Annotated in this window: 18 protein-coding genes; 11 read left to right on the top strand and 7 right to left on the bottom strand. The window is 68.1% G+C overall.

The window, feature by feature from the left end; all coding sequences use genetic code 11:
- Positions 1-111: 111 nt before the first annotated feature.
- Positions 112-1503, top strand: coding sequence for a homoserine dehydrogenase (locus tag AvAM_RS12945; RefSeq protein WP_137747439.1), 1392 nt, complete (start codon positions 112-114; stop codon positions 1501-1503).
- Between the two features lie 101 nt (positions 1504-1604).
- On the opposite strand, the gene AvAM_RS12940 is transcribed toward AvAM_RS12945, so the two are convergent.
- Together AvAM_RS12940 and AvAM_RS12935 are read right to left on the bottom strand one after the other, a co-directional pair.
- A complete protein-coding gene (locus AvAM_RS12940) occupies positions 1605-2240 on the bottom strand; it encodes an FMN-binding negative transcriptional regulator (RefSeq protein WP_137747438.1) in 636 nt (211 codons plus the stop codon).
- Between the two features lie 2 nt (positions 2241-2242).
- Positions 2243-2722, bottom strand: coding sequence for an OsmC family protein (locus AvAM_RS12935; RefSeq protein ID WP_137747437.1), 480 nt, complete (start codon positions 2720-2722; stop codon positions 2243-2245).
- A 76-nt stretch (positions 2723-2798) separates the two neighbouring features.
- Here AvAM_RS12935 and AvAM_RS12930 point away from each other — a divergent pair, with 76 nt between their 5' ends.
- A complete protein-coding gene (locus AvAM_RS12930; protein WP_137747436.1) occupies positions 2799-4256 on the top strand; it encodes a PLP-dependent aminotransferase family protein in 1458 nt (485 codons plus the stop codon).
- A gap of 32 nt (positions 4257-4288) precedes the next feature.
- Here AvAM_RS12930 and AvAM_RS12925 read toward each other — a convergent pair whose 3' ends face one another.
- A complete protein-coding gene (locus AvAM_RS12925; protein ID WP_137747467.1) occupies positions 4289-5389 on the bottom strand; it encodes an MBL fold metallo-hydrolase in 1101 nt (366 codons plus the stop codon).
- Between the two features lie 120 nt (positions 5390-5509).
- Here AvAM_RS12925 and AvAM_RS12920 point away from each other — a divergent pair, with 120 nt between their 5' ends.
- From AvAM_RS12920 to AvAM_RS12910, 3 genes are all read left to right on the top strand, one after another.
- Entirely contained in the window at positions 5510-6208 is a 699-nt protein-coding gene (locus AvAM_RS12920) for a TetR/AcrR family transcriptional regulator (protein WP_137747435.1), read from the top strand.
- Between the two features lie 68 nt (positions 6209-6276).
- Complete coding sequence (locus tag AvAM_RS12915) at positions 6277-6855, top strand: gamma carbonic anhydrase family protein (protein ID WP_137747434.1); 579 nt, start codon at positions 6277-6279, stop codon at positions 6853-6855.
- Between the two features lie 148 nt (positions 6856-7003).
- Complete coding sequence (locus AvAM_RS12910) at positions 7004-8872, top strand: radical SAM protein (protein WP_137747466.1); 1869 nt, start codon at positions 7004-7006, stop codon at positions 8870-8872.
- Between the two features lie 211 nt (positions 8873-9083).
- Here the strand turns inward: AvAM_RS12910 and AvAM_RS12905 are convergent, their stop codons facing one another.
- Complete coding sequence (locus tag AvAM_RS12905; RefSeq protein ID WP_249368102.1) at positions 9084-10502, bottom strand: hypothetical protein; 1419 nt, start codon at positions 10500-10502, stop codon at positions 9084-9086.
- An 89-nt stretch (positions 10503-10591) separates the two neighbouring features.
- Here AvAM_RS12905 and dinG point away from each other — a divergent pair, with 89 nt between their 5' ends.
- Both dinG and AvAM_RS12895 read left to right on the top strand, forming a co-directional pair.
- The gene (dinG, locus tag AvAM_RS12900; protein WP_137747433.1) at positions 10592-12754 is read left to right on the top strand and encodes an ATP-dependent DNA helicase DinG; all 2163 of its coding nucleotides are present in this window, start codon (positions 10592-10594) and stop codon (positions 12752-12754) included.
- A 50-nt stretch (positions 12755-12804) separates the two neighbouring features.
- Positions 12805-13161 (top strand): zinc ribbon domain-containing protein YjdM, encoded by a 357-nt coding sequence (locus tag AvAM_RS12895; RefSeq protein ID WP_137747432.1) that lies wholly within the window; start codon positions 12805-12807, stop codon positions 13159-13161.
- Between the two features lie 18 nt (positions 13162-13179).
- On the opposite strand, the gene AvAM_RS12890 is transcribed toward AvAM_RS12895, so the two are convergent.
- Entirely contained in the window at positions 13180-14214 is a 1035-nt protein-coding gene (locus AvAM_RS12890) for a M28 family peptidase (RefSeq protein WP_137747431.1), read from the bottom strand.
- Between the two features lie 69 nt (positions 14215-14283).
- A complete protein-coding gene (locus AvAM_RS12885) occupies positions 14284-15705 on the bottom strand; it encodes a serine hydrolase (protein WP_137747430.1) in 1422 nt (473 codons plus the stop codon).
- A gap of 138 nt (positions 15706-15843) precedes the next feature.
- Between AvAM_RS12885 and AvAM_RS12880 the strand changes: the two genes are divergently transcribed.
- The 4 genes from AvAM_RS12880 to AvAM_RS12865 all read left to right on the top strand — a co-directional run bounded on the left by AvAM_RS12880 (position 15844) and on the right by AvAM_RS12865 (position 18050).
- Positions 15844-16455: a PolC-type DNA polymerase III gene (locus tag AvAM_RS12880; RefSeq protein WP_137747429.1), complete on the top strand. Its 612-nt coding sequence runs from the start codon at positions 15844-15846 to the stop codon at positions 16453-16455.
- 177 nt (positions 16456-16632) lie between these two features.
- On the top strand, positions 16633-17214 hold the full coding sequence (locus AvAM_RS12875) for an NnrU family protein (RefSeq protein ID WP_137747428.1): 582 nt from the start codon (positions 16633-16635) through the stop codon (positions 17212-17214).
- A 78-nt stretch (positions 17215-17292) separates the two neighbouring features.
- A complete protein-coding gene (locus AvAM_RS12870; protein WP_056643594.1) occupies positions 17293-17556 on the top strand; it encodes a DUF3297 family protein in 264 nt (87 codons plus the stop codon).
- Entirely contained in the window at positions 17553-18050 is a 498-nt protein-coding gene (locus AvAM_RS12865) for a ribonuclease HI family protein (RefSeq protein WP_137747427.1), read from the top strand. Before AvAM_RS12870 ends, AvAM_RS12865 begins: the two co-directional genes overlap by 4 nt.
- A gap of 22 nt (positions 18051-18072) precedes the next feature.
- Here AvAM_RS12865 and AvAM_RS12860 read toward each other — a convergent pair whose 3' ends face one another.
- Complete coding sequence (locus AvAM_RS12860; RefSeq protein WP_137747426.1) at positions 18073-18600, bottom strand: GFA family protein; 528 nt, start codon at positions 18598-18600, stop codon at positions 18073-18075.
- Between the last annotated feature and the right edge of the window lie 44 nt (positions 18601-18644).

The raw sequence follows: 18644 nt of genomic DNA, 5'->3' as shown, positions 1-18644 counted from the left end.
TGGCCGTTTCGGCAGCCACCTGGTGATCGCTCTCTTCTCCCCCAAGACGAATGCACGAAACCCAGCTCTGGCAGCTGGGTTTTTTTGTTTGTTCGTTAGCCGGAGAAGTCCATGTACCGCGATCCCGTCCAGTCCCTTGAAGCCCCATCGTTGCCGTCGTCCGCCACGGCCATGCGCCCCCTGCGCGTGGGCATGATTGGCATTGGCACCGTGGGCGCAGGCACCTTCCGTGTGCTGGCGCGCAACCAGGCGCTGATTGCAGGCCGTGCGGGTCGGGGCATCAAGATGGTGGTGGTCTGCGCCCGCAGCCTGGCCCGCGCGATGAGCGTGGTGGGCAAGGACGTGGCCCTGACCAATGACCCGATGCAGGTCGCCACGCACCCCGATGTGGATGTGCTGGTCGAGGCCGCTGGCGGCACCGGCACCGCGCGCGACTGGGTGCTGGCCGCCATCCGCGCGGGCAAGCATGTGGTCACTGCCAACAAGGCGCTGCTGGCCGAACATGGCAACGAGATCTTTGCCGCCGCGCGCCAGCATGGCGTGGCCGTGGCGTACGAAGGCGCGGTGGCGGTGAGCATCCCCATCGTCAAGGCGCTGCGCGAGGGCCTGACGGCCAACCGCATCGAGTGGGTGGCGGGCATCATCAACGGCACCACCAACTTCATCCTGAGCAAGATGCGCGACGAGGGCGTGGGCTTTGCCGAAGCATTGGCGCAGGCCCAGGCGCTGGGCTATGCCGAGGCCGACCCGACGTTTGACATCGAGGGCATCGACGCCGCGCACAAGATCACGCTGCTGGCGGCCAATGCGTTTGGCATGCCGGTGCGTTTTGCCGATGCGCAGGTGGAAGGCATCACCGCACTGCAGGGCCTGGACGTGGCCTGCGCCGAGCAGCTGGGCTATCGCATCAAGCTGTTGGGCGTGGCCAGGCGGCGCAAGGACGGCGAGGTGGACGGCGTGGAGCTGCGCGTGCAGCCCGCGCTGGTGCCCGCCACACATTTGCTGGCGCATGTGAACGGGTCGATGAACGCCGTGATGGTCAAGGGCGATGCCTCGGGCGTGACGATGTACTACGGCGCGGGTGCGGGGTCGGAGCAGACCGCCTCGGCCGTGATTGCCGACCTCGTGGATGTGGCGCGGCTGCAGGGCACACAAGCTGCGCAGCGTGTGCCGCACCTGGGGTTCCACGCCGACGCGGTCAACGACAGCCTGGCTGTGCTGCCGCGCGCCGCCGTGCACACGCGCCACTACCTGCGTGTGCCCGTGCACCAGGCCCAGCAGATCGAGGCCGTGGGCGCCTGGCTGGCGGCGCAGCAGGTGCCGGTGCTGCGTGTGGAGCTGGCGTGCGAGAAAACTGCGCCTGTGGGCGCGGGCCCGCAGGTGCTGGTGCTGACGGACGCAGTGGCGCAAAGCACCGTGGACCTGGCCGTGCACGCACTGGCCGCACACCCGGCCGTGGCCGGGCCCGTGGCGGCGCTGCGGGTGGAGATGCTGGAAGGGTGAACGGGGTCGCCGCGGTGGGAGAAATATGAACAAAATGGCCGTTTGCGCGCGTCCATCAAGCGCAAAAAGCTACACATTTCATAGCATCATCTCTACACCGCTCAGGCCATCAGTCCGCCCAGCACCAGCGCCGCCATGTCCTCGGCTGCGGGTGTGCCTTCGGCCATGAGGCCCTGCACCACGCCTGCGCGGTCGGTGTCGGTGCGGTTCTGGCTCACCTTCCAGATGCCCTCCCAGCGCTCCACCGCCAGCTCGATGCCCACGATGGCGCGCAGCAGCTTGTCGATGTAGTCGGGCGGGGCATCGTCGATGCGCCAAGGCTCGGGGCGGTGGGCTTCGTGGCGCTCGCTCAGGGTGTGCAGGATGGCGCGCAGGCGCACCGGGTCGTCCACCGCGCTCAGGCGGCCGTGCGCATGCACAGTGGCGTAGTTCCAGGTGGGCACCTGCTTGCCGTCGAGCGCCTTGGACGGATACCACGAGGGCGAGACATAGGCCTGCGGGCCGTGGAACACCGCCACCGCCGTCTGCGGCAGCAGCGGCCACACGCCGTTCGCACGGGCCACGTGGCCGATCAGCGTGCCGTGGGGGCCGCGCGCGGGGTCGAGGTACAGCGGGATGTGGTTGACGTGCAAAGCACCCTCAAACGCAACCACCAGCGTGGCCAGGGGTTGCGCATGCACCAGTGCGTGCAGGGTGGTGGGGTCGGTGACTTGGAATTGCCGGTTGGGGTTGGCCATGGTCAGGCGCCTTCCACTTCGAGCACGGGCGCGCAGTCGATCTGTGTCTTGACCGAATTGGCCAGAAAACACGATGCGTGCGCGCGGTGGTGCAGGTCGTCCAGCTGCGCAGCACTGGGCGCGTGGGCCGCGTCAAAGCATGTGACGGGGCGCAACTGCACGTGGGTGACGACCAGCTGGCCCTCAGCGTTCTTTGCCATGGTGCCCACGGCCGCGTCGGTGTAGCGGTTGAGCCGATAGCCCGCACGGCAGGCGAAGTCCAGAAACCACAGCATGTGGCAACTCGACAGCGCGGCGACATAGGCTTCTTCCGGGTCCACCGCCGCCGCATCGGAATACGGCAACGGCACCACATGGGGCGACGACGACGCGGCCACGGTGGCCCCGCCATCGAACTGCCAGCTGTGGGCACGGTGGTAGCGCTTGTCCAGAAAATCGTCGGTGCCACGGGTCCAGGTGATAGTGGCGGTGTGCTCGGCCATGAGAGTCTTTCGTCCGGGGGTTTCTAAAATGGTTCTTCAGTTTATGGCTTCATCGCCACAACCAAGGGGCCAATTCATGCCAGTTGCCGGAGCCAATTCAGGCACCACAGCCACCCCGAACGGGCGGCAGGGCCAGCTGCGCCAGCAGGTGTACGAGCAGCTGCGCAGCGCTATCGAGCAGGGCCGGCTGCCTGCGGGCATGCGCCTGCCGCCCTCGCGCGAGCAGGCGGGCAGTCTGGGGGTGTCGCGCAACACGGTGCTGTGGGCCGTGCAGCGCCTGCAGGCCGAAGGCTATGTGGAAGCGCGCGTGGGTGACGGCACCTATGTGTCGCAGGCGGCAGGCACGGCGCCCGCGCAGGGGCTGGTGGCGCCGCCCCGGGGGCTGTCGCGGCGCGGGCAGCTGATTGCCGAAACGGCGGCGCGCTGGCGGCCACCGCATGTGGCGGCGCGTGCATTTCGCATCGGCGCGCCCGAGGTGGAGACCTTCCCCTTCGCGCTGTGGGACCGCCTGGCGCGCCGGGCCAGCCCCGGCCAGCGCAGTGCCCGCGCGCAGTACCTGGACCCTGCGGGCGACCCCGACCTGCGCCAGGCCATTGCGCTGTGGCTGTGGGCCTCGCGCGGCATCCGCTGCGATGCGGCGCAGGTGGTGGTGTGCTCGGGCTCGCAGCAGGGCATCGACCTGATTGCGCGGCTGCTGCTGGACGTGGGCGACGAGGTGCTGGTGGAAGACCCCGGCTACCCCGGCATCCGCGCCAGCCTGCTGGCCCATGGTGTGCAGGCACGGCCCGTGGCGCTGGATGCGCAGGGTCTGTGCATCGCCGAAGGCGCCGCGCAATGGCCCGGCGCGCGCATGGCCGTGGTCACGCCCACGCACCAGTTCCCCACGGGCGTGTGCATGGGCCTGGCGCGGCGCCAGGCGCTGCTGCAGTGGGCACGCACCCACGATGCCTGGGTGGTCGAGGACGACTACGACGGCGAATTCCAGTACGGCAACGCAGCGCAGCGTGTGCCCGCGCTGTGCAGCCTGCCGGGCTCGGAGCGCGTGCTGTACGTGGGCACCTTCAGCAAGACGCTGCACCCCGGCCTGCGCCTGGGTTTTGTAGTGGTGCCGCCCGCGCTGGTGGAGGCCTTTGCCATGGCCCGCGCGATCACCGACCGGCACGCGCCGGGCGATACGCAGGCGGTGCTGGCACGTTTTATTGCCGAGGGCCATTTGCTGCGCCACCTGCGCCAGATGCGCGAGCTGTACCAGGAGCGTCAACGCATCCTGATCCATGCTTTGGCCGACGCCAGCGATGGCGCCCAGCGGCTTGCCCCCAGCGACCGGGGCATGCACCTGCTGCTGGAAAGCACGCCAGGCAGCGACGACGAGACCCTGAGCCGCAAAGCGCTCACGGCCGGGGTGATGCTGGCGCCGCTGTCGCGCTACGCGATGCAGTCGCAGCGGCGCGGCTGGCTGTTTGGCTACGCGGGCTACAGCGAGGCCGAGATTGTGGGCGCTGCGCGTATGGTGGCGCGGCTGGCTCAGCTTTGAGACAAGGCCTTTGAAGCAAAGGCCTTGGTGCCTCAGGATTGCGCCGGTACACGGGCAGCCACGCCCTGGCCCTCGGTCATCACCGCAGGGCGCGCCTGCGGCTGGGGGCCCTTCCACCACTGCTGCGACAAAGCAGGCTGGCGGATGTCCAGCCGCTCGCCCATGACCGGCGCCACCAGCGGCACGCCGGCTTTCGCAGCCAGGGCGGTGATGCGGTCGAACGGGTCCGTCCAGGCGTGCAGCGCCAGGTCGAAGGTGCCGTTGTGGATGGGCATCATGTGGCGGCCCTTCACGTCCAGGTGGGCCTGCAGGCTTTCCTCGGGCTGCATGTGCACGTCGGGCCACTGGGCGTCGTAGGCACCGGTTTCGATCAGGGTCAGGTCGAACGGGCCATAGCGTTCGCCAATGGCCCTGAAGCCGTCGAAATAGCCGGTGTCGCCACTGAAGAAGATGCGCGTGTCGTCGGCCTGGATCACCCACGACGCCCACAGCGTGCGGTTGCCGTCCGACAGGCTGCGGCCCGAGAAATGCTGCGCGGGCGTGGCCACCAGCTTCACGCCTGCGATGGTGGTGCCCTGCCACCAGTCGAACTGCTGCACCTTGGCAGCAGGCACACCCCAGCCGATGAGGCGGTCGCCCACACCCAGCGGCGTGACGAAGTGCGCCACCTTGGGGGCGAGCTTCTGGATGGCGTCGTAGTCCAGGTGGTCGTAGTGGTCGTGCGAGAGCACCACGCCGGTGATGGGCGGCAGCTCGTCGATGCTGAGCGGCGGCGCATGAAAACGCTTGGGACCCATGAAGGAGAACGGCGAGGCGCGCTCGGAGAACACCGGGTCGGTCAGCCAGAACTGGCCCTGCAGCTTGAGCAGCAGGGTGGAGTGGCCCAGGCGCCACAGGCTCCGATCGGGGGCCTGGAGCAGGTCCGCCTGCGTGAGCGGCAGCACCTGGGGCGGCTCTGCGGGCACGGCGTCGGCGGGTTTTTCGGTCATGAAGCGCCACATGATGGCCAGGGTCTTGCCCAGACCCGGCGCCTGGCGCGGCGCCGCGTTGCGGAACTTGCCTTCGGTGTACTGGGGCGACTGCTCGTACGAGCTGGCCGGCAGGGTGGTGCAGGAAAGAATGCTGTAGGCCATGGCGATCAGGACAGTGATGAGGACGAGGATTCGGAGCATGGAAGTGCCCTTCGGAAAATTACACTGCACAGTGTAGTTCACTTTTTAAAAAAGTAAACTGCCCGGTGTAAAATTTTGCCTATGACCGAGGCCCCCACCGTTCCCCCCACCCGCCTGACCGACCGCAAGCGCGACGCCATCGTGCAGGCCGCCATTGCCGAGTTCCGCGAACATGGTTTCAGCGGCACCAGCATGGACCGCGTGGCCGCAGCGGCCGATGTCTCCAAGCGCACGGTGTACAACCATTTCCCCAGCAAGGAAGAGCTGTTCGAGGCCATCCTGTGGCGCCTGTGGGACCGCAGCCATGCCGAGGCCGACATTGCCTACGACGCCCAGCGCCCGTTGCGCGCGCAGCTGCTGGCCGTGCTGGAGCAGAAGATGGAGCTGCTCAACGACACCAGCTTCATCGACCTCTCGCGTGTGGCCATCGCCGAGATGATGCACACGCCCGAGCGTGCCCAGGCCATGGTGGCGCGCCTGTCCGAGAAGGAAGAGGGGCTGCCGCGCTGGATCCGCGCCGCCCAGCAGGACGGCGCCCTGCGCGCGGGCGTGGACCCGCAGTACGCCGCCCACCAGCTGCACGGCATGGTCAAGTCGTTCGCCTTCTGGCCCCAGCTGGCCATGGGGCGGGCGCCCCTCACCGCCGCCGAGCAGCAGCAGGTGCTGGGCGATGCGGTGGACATGTTTCTGGGCTTCTACGCAGTGCAGCCCGCCGCGGAGCCCCCCCGCACCGCAGCGGCCCCTGCCAAGCGCGCGGCCCGCACAACCAGGCCGCGCTGACCACATCCCAGGTGCCTGAACTACGCTCGCCACCACCCCTTCGTTTCTTCTTCCCGAGCCCCTCACCCATGCCCATCGCCCCCTATCTCGACACCCAGCCCACGCTCGACACCGGCGTTTTCATCCACGATTCCGCCCAGGTCATCGGCGACGTCACCCTGGGCCGCGACAGCTCGGTGTGGTGCAACGCCGTGCTGCGGGGCGACGTGAACCGCATCACCGTGGGTGTCTGCAGCAATGTGCAGGACCTGACGATGGGCCATGTCTCGCACCGCAACGCGGCCAAGCCCGAAGGCTCGCCGCTGGTGATTGGCGACTACGTGACCATTGGCCATTCGGTGATCCTTCACGGCTGCCGCATCGGCAATGAATGCCTGATCGGCATGGGCTCCATCGTGATGGATGACGCCATCATCGAAGACCGCGTGATGCTGGGCGCGGGCAGCCTGGTGTCGCCAGGCAAGGTGCTGGAAAGCGGCTACCTCTACATCGGCCGCCCGGCGGTGCGCCAGCGCGCGCTGACCGATGCGGAGATTGCCTACCTCAAGTATTCGGCCGAGCACTATGTGCGGGTAAAGAACAACTACCTGACGGGCACGCCCCACGCGGCTGCCGTGCCCCCTGCGCCCCCCGCCCACCAGGGATAAAGCCGGGCCGGGATAATCGGGGGTTCCACGACCCCGGCGGCGGCACCGCATCGCCCCATTGCCTGTTTTCACCATGTCTGCCGTCGCCCCCCCCTTGCCTGCTTCACCCGCTTTACTTGCCCAGCGCGTGCTCTCCGTCATCCCCCCGATGACGCAACTGAACACGCCGTACCCCTCCACCGCCTACCTCACGGGCTTCCTGCGCTCGCGCGGCATGACGGCGTTGCAGGAAGACCTGGCGCTGGCCCTGGTGCTGCAACTGCTCTCGCCCGAAGGGCTGCGTGCCGTGGCAGACAAGGTGGATGCGCTGCCCGCCAAAAAGCAGAGCCCTGCCGTGCAAAGTTTTGCGGCGCAAAAAGACCGTTACCTCGCCACCATCGGCCCCGCCATTGCCTTCCTGCAGGGGCGCGACAGCACACTGGCCCACCGCATCGTGGGCCGCAACTACCTGCCCGAGGGCCCGCGTTTTGCCACGCTCGACGTCTATGTGGACGACGAAGGCGGCGACCCGCTGGGCTGGGCCTTTGGCGCCCTGGGCCTGCACGACAAGGCCAAGCACCTGGCCACGCTGTATCTGAACGACCTGGCCGACGTGCTGCGCGACGCGGTGGACGAGCGCTTTGAGTTTGTGCGCTACGCCGAATCACTGGCGGGCAGCCAGCCCACGTTCGACCCGCTGGCCAACGCCCTGGCTGCGCCGCCCACGCCTGTGGACGAGATGCTGGAGCAGCTCACGCACGATGCGATTGCCAAGCACCAGCCCACGGTGGTGCTGCTGTCTGTGCCGTTCCCCGGTTCTGTCTACGCAGCCTTCCGCATCGCCCAGGCCATCAAGGCGCGGCACCCACACATCGCCACCGTGCTCGGCGGCGGCTTTGTGAACACCGAACTGCGCGAGCTGGCCGACCCGCGTGTGTTCGACCACTTCGACTACGTGACGCTGGACGCGGGCGAGCGCCCATTGCTGGCGCTGCTGGAACACCTGCGCGGCGAGCGCGGCCGCCAGCGTTTGGTGCGCACCTTCGTGCGCGGTGACGATGGCGCAGTGCAGTACATCAACATGATGGAGGCCGATGTGGCGTTTGCCGAGGTGGGCACGCCCACCTGGGATGGCCTGCCGCTGGACCGCTACCTGTCGCTTTTGGACATGCTCAACCCCATGCACCGGCTGTGGAGCGACGGGCGCTGGAACAAGCTGACCGTGGCACACGGCTGCTACTGGAAGAAGTGCAGCTTCTGCGATGTGAGCCTGGACTACATCAGCCGCTACGAGGGTGCGAGTGCCGCCGTGCTGGCCGACCGCATCGAGCAGATCGTGCGCGAGACGGGGCAGACGGGTTTTCACTTTGTGGACGAGGCCGCACCGCCCAAAGCGCTCAAGGCTCTGGCCACCGAACTCATCGCGCGCAACGCAGGCATCAGCTGGTGGGGCAATGTGCGCTTTGAAAAAACCTTCACGCCCGAGCTGGCCGAGCTGATGGCCGACAGTGGCTGCATCGCGATCTCGGGCGGGCTGGAGGTGGCGTCGGACCGGCTGCTCAACCTCATGAAAAAAGGCGTGTCGGTGGACCAGGTGGCGCGTGTGACCCGGGCCTTCACCGACGCAGGCATCCTGGTGCATGCCTACCTGATGTACGGCTTTCCCACCCAGACGGTGCAGGACACCGTGGACGCGCTCGAATACGTGCGCCAGCTGTTCGCCAACGGCTGCATCCAGAGCGGCTTCTTCCACCGCTTTGCCTGCACCGTGCATTCACCCGTGGGCAAGAACCCCGAGGAATACGGCGTGACCCTGGCGCCGCTACCCCCGGGCGACTTCGCCAAGAACGACGTGGCCTTCATCGACCCCACGGGCGTGGACCACGACGCGCTGGGCGGCGCGCTCAAGAAAGCCATCTACAACTACATGCACGGCATCGGGCTGGAGGAAGACGTGCGCAGCTGGTTCCCATTCAAGGTGCCGAAGACGACGGTGCGGCGGGACCGCATTGAGCGGGCGCTGCGCGAGCGGGGGTAAACGCGGCTCGAGGCGACGCTGGCGTTTCCGTCAGCAAAGTTGAGGAAAAAAATGGCCTCACCGCCTGATGGATAAGCGTTAATAGCTATTAATTTGATAGCAAACAACGTCTGGCCTGCGTACCCTTTCCGAAACTGCCTGGGCGCCCCTTGCAACTTTGGGCGCGCGTGGTGTTCACGCGCCGTTCGGTGCAGGCGTGCGGAGCCTGCTGTCACCAGTACAGCCACCGCTCCAGCGCATTGAGCACGATGATCACGATCACGCCGAGCAAGAAAAGGATCGCCTTGCGGCGCGCCTCCGGGCTCACCACCAGCTTGTAGACCGTGTACGCGGCGAGCGTGCCCACAAAAGGCGCTGCGATGGCGGCCCCGGACATGATGATCGCTGCGAGCTTGCCCCAGCCGTCGGTCCCGCCCATGGTCCAGATGGAACGCAAGGCGATCGCGCTCGGGATGGCCAGCCCCAACCACAGCACCCAGGACGCTACCGCCACGCTGACGTGGTGCGCGATCACGCCATAGAGCGCCATGGCGCCCAACACCCCGACCCAGAAGATCAGCCGCTTGAGCCAGAGCGGCTGGGGCTCGGCAGCGCGGCGTGCGGCAGCAGCTTCCTGGGCCTTGCTAGCCTCTGCGGCCGCCGCCTGGGCACGTTGTTGTTGCTGCTGGTTCTCAGCGGATTCACGGAGGCCGCGCAGGAAGCCATCCACCGCCGGGTTGTCCACTTGCACAAGGATGCGGACGGTGCGCGACAGGGCCTGGTCGTGCTGGGGAATGACGGTCTGCAGCGCCGCCCCCTGGCTGAACCAGTGCCCCATCTGCGCCCGCCAGCTGACGCCAGCGGGTGGCAGCCCGTAGCCGCCCTCAACCACACTGCAGAGGTAGTGCTGGGTGCTTTGCGGCGGCACCCACTGGCGCGTGCTGTAGCGGGGCAGCGCGCATTGCATCAGCGGCGCTGCGGGCTGCAGGCCAGGGCTGCCCAGCTGCAGCGCGAATTCCGGCAGGGGCAGGGGTTCGGCCAGCGCGTTGCGCACGCCCAGCCACAGGTACAGCCCCCGGGGCCGCCCATCCTGCGCCCGCCGCACCCACAGGCCCGGCCCCTCCTGCACCAGCTCGGCCCCCAGCGCATCCAGCTCGGGCGGGCGGGGCACCTCGGGGCCATCGCGGTCCCATTCGGCCCGCAACTGCTTCGCCTGCAGGATGGCGGTCCACACGGCCCGGGCGCGGCGCTCCAGAAAGTAAGGGTCCAGCTCCCGGCCATGGGCAATGGCGGCTTCGATGCTGCTCCCGGCCGGTGTTGGCGCACCTTCCAGCGCCCGCAGCCAATCGTCTGCCAAGGCCAGCCGCAGATAAATCGCATCCGCCTCCTGGCCCACGGCCTCGGCCGCGCGCCCCCAGGCAAACCGTGCCGAATCGGTGGGGTCCACCTGCTGCGCGAACAAGCGCTGGCGCTCCTGGGCCTTGTCTGCCCGCGCCACCGCTGGCGGCGTTTTGGTTTGTGCCCCGGCCCCCCCGCTGGCCGCCAGCCAGATCACCAGCACCGCCCAGCCCAGCCATTGCGCAAGGGCTGGATGCCACGCCCTTGCCCCGTGCAGACCAAGGCCTGCAACCTGCGCCGTTCTCCCTCGCATCGCATCCCCTTTTTAGGTGTCGTCGTGCGCGGATTGTGGGGCCAAGGGGTTGCGGCGGCCAGGCCGTCTGGAGCATGCGACACTACTGTATGTCTCAACAGGTGTGGGCCGCGCAGGCCCTTGAATCTTTCGATGCGGTGGTGCAGGCCACCGAAGGTTTCCGCAGCCGTGCTGGCCAGCGGCTGATGGCCGAGCAGGTGGCGCGCACGTTCAGCAGCGCCACGCTGGGCAAGGTGGATGAAGAAAGCGGTGAAGACGCGCCCACGCGCTCCATTGCCGTCATCCAGGCGGGCACGGGCGTGGGCAAGTCGCTGGCGTACTGCGCGCCCGCCATTGCGCTGGCGCTGTCGCGTGGCACGCGGGTGTTGATCTCCACGGCCACGGTGGCGCTGCAGGAGCAGCTGGTCAACAAGGACCTGCCCGCGCTGGCCGCGCTGATGCCGCAGCCTTTCAAGTTTGCGCTGGCCAAGGGGCGCGGGCGCTATGTGTGCAAGCTCAAGCTCGACCGCCTGGCGGGCACGGGCGAGGCGGAAGAAGAGGCGGACGACGACCTGTTTGCCGAAGAAGAAGCCGCCGCCCGCGCCAAGCGCCCCCGGCACGAGACCGAGGCGCGCATCCAGTTCTATTCCACGATGGCGCAGACGCTGTCGAAGGGCGCGTGGGATGGTGACCGCGACAGCCTCGATACACCGCCCGAGCCCGAGGTGTGGAGCCCCGTGGCGGCCGAGGGTGCCTCGTGCACCGGCAAGCACTGCCCGGCCTTCAGCCAGTGCACCTACTACGACAAGCGCAAGGAGCTGGTGGGTGCGCAGGTGATCGTGGCCAACCACGATCTGCTGCTGTCGTCGCTGGGCGCGCGCGTGCTGCCCGAGCTGGACAACTGCCTGTTGGTGCTGGACGAAGCCCACCACCTGCCATCGACCGCTTTGGATCAATTCGCGTGCAGCATGGACCTGTCACGCATCACCTGGATTGAGCGCCTTGCCAGCCGGGGCCTGCGCATTGGCGCGCTGCTGGAGGTGGAAGAGATCGCCGACATCCCCAAGCACTCGGCCCAGCTGCGGCAAACGCTGCAGGACCTGGCGCGCATCGTGATGGATGTGTACGGCGCCCAGCTCAAGAGCCAGCCCAGCGCCTGGGGCCCGGCGCGCGTGCGCGTGCCCCGGGGCGAATTGCCCGAGCAGTTGATTGCGCCGCTGGGCCTGCTGGCCGCCAGCGCCGAGGGCTTCCTCGACGCCCTGCGCGCCATCAGCAAGGCCCTGCGCGCCGAGATGCGCGACAAGCCGGACGAGGCCAAGCGCCTGTCCACGCTGTACGCACAAATCGGCATGCTGGCCCCGCGCCTGGAAGAGCTGCACGCCACGGCACAACTGCTGCTGCAGGACGCGCCCGAGGGCGCCGTGCCCGCCGCCAAGTGGTTCACGCTGGAGGTGGATGGCGACTTCATCGTGGTCAAGGCCCACGCCAGCCCCATCCTGCCCGGCACCACGCTGCGCAACCACCTGTGGAGCGCGGTGCGCGGCGCGGTGCTGACATCGGCCACGCTCACCAGCTGCGGGCACTTTGATTTCTTCCTGCGCGAGGCGGGCCTGCATGGCGATGAGGCCACCACCACGCTCGAAGTGCCCAGCCCCTTCAACTACGCCGCGCAGGGCACGCTGATTGCGGCCGAGACGCGCGCCGACCCCAAGAACGCCGCGCAGTTCACCACCGAGATGGTCGATGCGCTGCTGCACGACATTGCCCGCGTAGAGTACGGCGCGCTGGTGCTGTTCACCTCGCGCGAGCAGATGCGCCAGGCCGTGGACGCACTGCCCACCGCCATGCGCAGCGTGGTGCTGGTGCAGAACGCACTGCCGCGCACGCAGCTGCTGCGCCGCCACCGCGAGCGGGTGGACAACGGCGAGCCCTCGGTCATCTTCGGCATGCAGTCGTTTGGTGAGGGGCTGGATTTGCCAGGGCGATTGTGCGAATCGGTCTTCATCACCAAGCTGCCCTTTGCCCCGCCCGACGACCCCGTGGGCGAGGCCCGCGCCGAATGGCTGCGCGCCGTGGGCCGCGATCCCTTCAGCGAACTGGTGGTGCCCGCCACGGCCATCCGCCTCGCGCAATGGGTGGGCCGCGCGATCCGCACCGAAGAAGACCAGGCCCATGTGTACTGCTACGACAAGCGCCTGGTGCGCACCAGCTACGGGCAGCGCCTGCTCAAGGGCTTGCCGCCGTTTGCGCTGGAGCAACGCGCACCTCTGTAGCCCCTGTACAGTCGCCAGCCCTTGTCACCACCACAATCAGAAAGAAAACCATGCCCCACACCGTGCCCGCCTGCCCCCAATGTGGCCTGGAGAACACCTACCCCGATGGCAGCAACTACGTGTGCCCCGACTGCACGTTTGAGTGGCCGCAAGTGGCCGATGCTGCGGACGCCGACACCGATGCAGGCGACGGCGTGGTGCGCGACGCGAATGGCAACCCCCTGGCCGATGGCGATGCGGTGATCCTGGTGAAGGACCTCAAGGTCAAGGGCTCGTCGTCCACGCTCAAGAAGGGCACCAAGATCAAGAGCATCCGCCTGGTTGATGGCGCCGATGGCCATAACGTGGACTGCAAGACCGACCTGGGCAGCATGCTGCTCAAGTCGGAGTTTTTGAAGAAAGCCTGACCGAGCGACCGAGCCCGTTCAGCGTGGCGACTGCGCAAGATCGCGCACCACCCCTTCCAGGCCCTGCACCACGCGGGCCAGTCGGTCGTAGTCCACCTTGTCGGGCGTGTCCTCGCGCGTGTGGTAGTGCGGGTAGCGGTAGGGGGCGGTGTCGGTCACCATCAGCGCGGGGTAGCCCGCGTCGATGTAGGCTGCGTGGTCTGAATAGTCCACGCCGGGGATGAAACGCGGCGCCGCAATGCCTTCGGACGGAAACGCCGCATGCGAACGGAACGACCGGACCACCTGGCGCGCCAGTCCCAGGTCCGGCGTGGTCGCGACGAAGGAAATGAAATCACCCTGCGAGGGGTAGAACTGGTTCAAGGGCCAGGGGTACTTTTGGGACCCTGGTGCGCCCGAGTAGTACCCCATGGTCTCCAGCGACAGCATCGCCACCACCGGCGCCCCACGGGCCCGCAAGGCCTGGGCGTGCACCTGGCTGCCCATCTGCGGGGTCTTGAAGAAGGGCGGCTCTTCGTGGGTGTAAAGCACAAACATCACATCTGCCTGCGCGGTGGCGCCCAGGTGCTTGAGGCTTTTGGCCAGCGCCAGCACGGCGGCGGTGCCCGTGGCGTTGTCGTTGGCGCCGGGTGTTTCGTGCGCCGAGTCGTAATGGGCACCGACCACCACCAGGCGCTGCCCCGGCGCGCTCTGGCTGGGCACCGTGACCTCCAGGTTGCGCACCACCGCACCGCGCGCCTTGAACTCCTCGCGCCGGACTGGGTAGCCGTACGCAGCCAGCTCTGACTCCAGATAGGTCGCCACGGCCTCCAGGGCGGCAGGGTGCTGGGCGTTGTGCTCCTGCGCGGCAATCACCGCCACATGCTGGCGCAACTGCTGTGCCAGCGCCTGCTGCTCGGCGGTGGCCGACGGAAGCGCGCCACGGTGCGAGCTGCCGGGCATGGTGGTAACCGCCAGGATGGCGGCCAGCAGCAGGCCCAGCACGGCGGCGAGGACGCCGGTGATGCGCAGCAGGCTGTGCCCCAGGCGCAGGGCGATCTGTGAAATTTTCATGCTGTTGTGTTCATTGGCACTGCGTGCCCATTGCGCATTCGCCCCTGCGCATGCGCAAGGGGGCACCCATCACTTTGGTGAAGTATTGCGACGCGGGCGCGCCTTGCGATAGCGGCGGGTGGCCTCGGCCAGCATCGCGTCCTTGGGCAACAGCTGGGTGCCGCCCACCCACAGCTCGGTGGCGGCGCCGCTGGCGTCGCGCACGCGCCGCACTGGCTGGCCCGGGCTGGCGTAGGCCGAGGCTTTCTGAACCACGCCGGTGTCACGACCGGTGACGGCCAGCTCGGTGGTGGCGGCGTTGAAGGGCACGAACATGGCGGGCACCACCTGGCACACCACCTTGCCCATGGGCACCAGGTCGCTCGCGCCCCACAGGCTCCACCAGCGCCCCGCCCAGGCGGCTTCCTTCCTGCCCGGCGCACCATGCTGCTGGAACGCAAACAGGATGCTGGCAATGCCTTCCACCCACTCGGTGGACAGACCATCCTGCGCGTTGGTGAGCACGGTCACCGTCAAATCGAGCGCGGGGTAGCGCGCTGTGCGCGACAAGAACCCCTGCAGGCTGCCGGTGTGGCCCATCCATTCGCGCGGGCCCGGCGCGCTGAGCATGGTTCCCAGCCCGTAGTGGGACTCGAACAGGTTGCAGGGGTCGCGCCAGCGGCGCTGGGCCATCTCGCGGCGGCTGGCGGGCGAGAGGATGCTGCGCGGGCTGTCCGGCGCCAGCTGCGAAAAGAAGCGGGCCACATCCGACGCGGTGGACACAAACCCGGCCGCCGGGGCCATGGCGTCGCATGGGTTGTCGCCCGGCACGATCAGGCGCTGGCCGAACGGAAACTCGCTGCTGTGGCCCACAGCCATCGGGGCGCTCCGCGCCAGGCGCGGCATGTCGGGCACGGTTTCCTGCAGGCCCGCAGCATCGATCACGTGGCGGACCATCCAGCTGGTGTACTCCGTGCCGGTGACCTGCTCCATCATCAGCCCCAGCAGCCCGTAGCCGTGGTTGGAATACTTGAGCTGCACCCCTGACTCCAGCGGAGGCTTGGCGCGCAGATCCGCCAGCAGCTCAGCGCGGGAGAGATACGGCCGCCGGTCCAGAAACTGGCCTGCATCGGGGCCGTCGCGCGTCACGCCCGCACTGTGCGACAGCAGCTCGCCAACGCGCGCCCCGGCCAGGTCCTTGTGCAGGCCCTCGACATAGCGGCCAATGGGGTCGTCCAGCCCGACCTTGCCCTGCTCGCGCAGCAGCATGACGCCCGCTGCGGTGAAGGTCTTGGAGTGCGAGGCAATGCGCAGGCGGTGCCGGGGCGTGAGGGCTTGGTGGGTGCGCATGTCGGCCACGCCCAGCGCCAGCTCCGCCACCGTTTCGCCGCCGCGTGCAATGGCCACGGAGCACCCGGGCTGGCGGTAGCGCTCCAGTTGCAGGTCCAGCCATTGCGGCAGGTAGTCCAGCGCGGCGTGGAGCCAGGCGGGTGGGGTGGCGTTTTTCTTCATGGTGTGCTCGGCTCCATGCATCCAGAAACAGGGTGGGGCAGTGTAGGCCACGCACTTTGGTGGGCCTGCGGGCACGCAGGCCCACAAGATTGCAGGTCAGGTGCGGCGGCACAATCCTTCTTTTTCGCACGCAGGCCCATGTCCCCCATCGCCGTCATCGACTTTGAAACCACCGGCGTCTCGCCCGGCCAGGGCGCACGTGCGACCGAGGTGGCCATCGTGCTGCTGGAGGGCGGCCAGGTGGTGGACCGGTTCCAGAGCCTGATGAAAACCGGGGTGTGGATTCCGTCGTTCATCACCCAGCTCACCGGCATCACCAACGCGATGGTCAACGCCGCGCCCGACGCGGCCGGGGTGATGCAGGACGCCGCGCGTTTTGTGGGCGATGCGCCCATGGTGGCGCACAACGCGGCGTTCGACAGCAAGTTCTGGCAGGCCGAGCTGGCGCTGGCGGGGCTGCCCGCACCGCAGCCGTATGCGTGCACGGTGCTGCTGTCGCGGCGCCTGTACCCCGAGGCGCCCAGCCACAAGCTGGGCACGCTGGTGGACTACCACGGCCTGCCGCGCACAGGCCAAGCCCACCGGGCGCTGGCCGATGCCGAGATGGCCGCCGCGCTGCTGGCCCGCATGCAGCACGACCTGCGCACGCGCTGGCGCGTGGCCGAGCCCAGCCATGCGCTGCTGCAAACGCTGCAGCGCTGTGCCAAACCGGCCGTGGGGGCGCTGCTGGCGCGGCACGCGGCGGTGTAGCCACGGCCCGCACGGAGCGCATCCATCCACGCTTTGATACTACTAATTTGATAGCTATCAGGGCATGATGGACGCGCGCAGAAGGCCTTTTTTATTCAAATTTCTTGCATACTGGGACTGCCGCAGCCCGGTGCCGGGTGGCTGCGCCCACAACAACCCCCGATGAAAGGTCTTGCCATGGGAATTCTGGTTTTGGGACTGGTGCTGTTTCTGGGTGTGCACTCGGTGCGCATCGTGGCCGACGGCTGGCGCACGCAGACGCTGGCGCGCATGGGCGAGATGCCGTGGAAAGGGCTGTATTCGCTGGTGTCGGCCGTGGGCCTGGCGCTCATCGTCTGGGGCTATGGCCTGGCGCGGCAGCAGCCCGTGGTGCTGTGGGTGCCGCCCATCGGCATGCGGCACGCGGCGGCGCTGCTCACGCTGATCGCCTTTGTGCTGCTGGCCGCCACCTATGTGCCGCGCAATGCCATCAAGGCCCGGCTGCACCACCCGATGGTGCTGGGCGTGAAGGTGTGGGCGCTGGCGCATTTGCTGTCCAACGGCAACCTGGCCGACGTGCTGCTGTTTGGCAGCTTTTTGCTGTGGGCCGTGCTGAGCTTTCGCGCCGCGCGCCAGCGCGACCGGGCGCAGGGCACCGTGTACGCGGCGGGCAGCGCTACAGGCACGGCAGCGGCTGTGGTGGTGGGCGCAGTGGCCTGGGTGGGCTTTGCGTTCTGGGGCCATGCGTGGCTGATCGGCGTGGCGCCGCTGGGGCGGTGATCGAACGCCGGGACGACCCGCAGCGCAAATGCCGGAGAATCCGCGCTTTGCGTTTTCTCCTTTCTCGCTGAGACCTCTATGACCGAAGCCACCACCCCCAACACCCCCGCCCAGCCCCCCCTGCCCGACCACCTGTCGGTCAACCCCCGCAGCCCGCACCACGTGGCCGCCGTGTTCGAGCACGACATCGGCATCCGCCTCAATGGCAAGGAGCGTTTTGATGTGGAGGAATACTGCATCAGCGAAGGCTGGGTGAAGGTGCCCGCCGGCAAGACGCTGGACCGCAAGGGCCAGCCGCTGCTCATCAAGATCAAGGGCACGGTCGAAGCGTTCTACAAGTGACCGCTGCACGAGCGGCCACACCGCTCGCCCCCGGCGCCTGGGTGATTCACTGCGATGGCAGCGCCTGGCCCAACCCCGGTCGCATGGGCCTGGGTGCGGTGCTGACGGGCCCCGACGGCACCGTGCAGCACCAGATCTCCGAAGCCACCACCTTCACCGGCTGCAACAACGAGGCCGAGTTGCGCGCGCTGATGTGGGCGCTGCAGTGGCTGGCGCTGCAAGGCATCGCAAACTCAACCCCGGTACACGTGTTCAGCGACAACAGCGTGCTGGTGGAGCAGTTGGGCGGCCACCCCAAGGCACCGATTGAGCGGCTGGCAACGCTGTTTGACGAAGCACGCGAGGCACTGCGGCAGTTCGCACAAGCCGAGGTGCAGTGGATTCCCCGCCACCGCAATGGCGCGGCCGATACGCTGGCCCGCGCCGCCCTGGGGCTGGCGCCCAAGGCCGCCACGCCACAGGGGCAGGCGCTCAAAAAGCGCCGCAGGCGCTGAGCACCCCGCCCGGCACACGCCATCAGGCCGGATCGAGCCCTGCAGCCGCCCGGTAGGCCTGGATGCGCGGCAGCAGCGCCTGGCGACGGGCGATGCTTTGCGCGGGCCACAACCCATCGCGTTCGTAGTATTCCGCCACGGCGGGTGTCCCCGGCGGCAGCACCACCCAGGGCTGTTTGGAGGCCGTGAAGATGTGGATGTCGGGCGGCAGGTGGTCCGGCACATCCAGCGTGCCCACGCGCACAAAGGCCATGAGGGGCCCCGCGCCTGCGTAGTGGCTCCAGACCGCCACCTGGCAGTGCGGGCACCGCGCAATCTTTTGGCCCATACCGCTTTCTGACGGGGTGTGCACCATCGCGGGGGCACCTGCGAGCAGTTCCACGCGGTCGGCCTCGATCATCGCGTTCAGCGCAAAGGCAGCGCCGCTTTCGCGCTGGCACCAGCGGCAGTGGCAGCAGTGCACAAACAGCGGAGGCGTGAGCAGGCGGTAGCGCACCTGGCGGCAGGTGCAGCCGCCTTCCAGTGGGTATTCAGGGGCAGCGTGCAGCATGGAGAGATGTCCTTGAAACGTGGGGAGGGTGGGCACAACACCGG

The organism is Acidovorax sp. NB1, from assembly GCF_005405905.1.
In the GTDB taxonomy this organism is placed as follows: Bacteria; Pseudomonadota; Gammaproteobacteria; order Burkholderiales; family Burkholderiaceae_C; genus Acidovorax.
The sequence above is the reverse complement of the archived record's forward strand: the minus strand, read 5'-3'. Positions and strand labels throughout refer to the sequence as shown.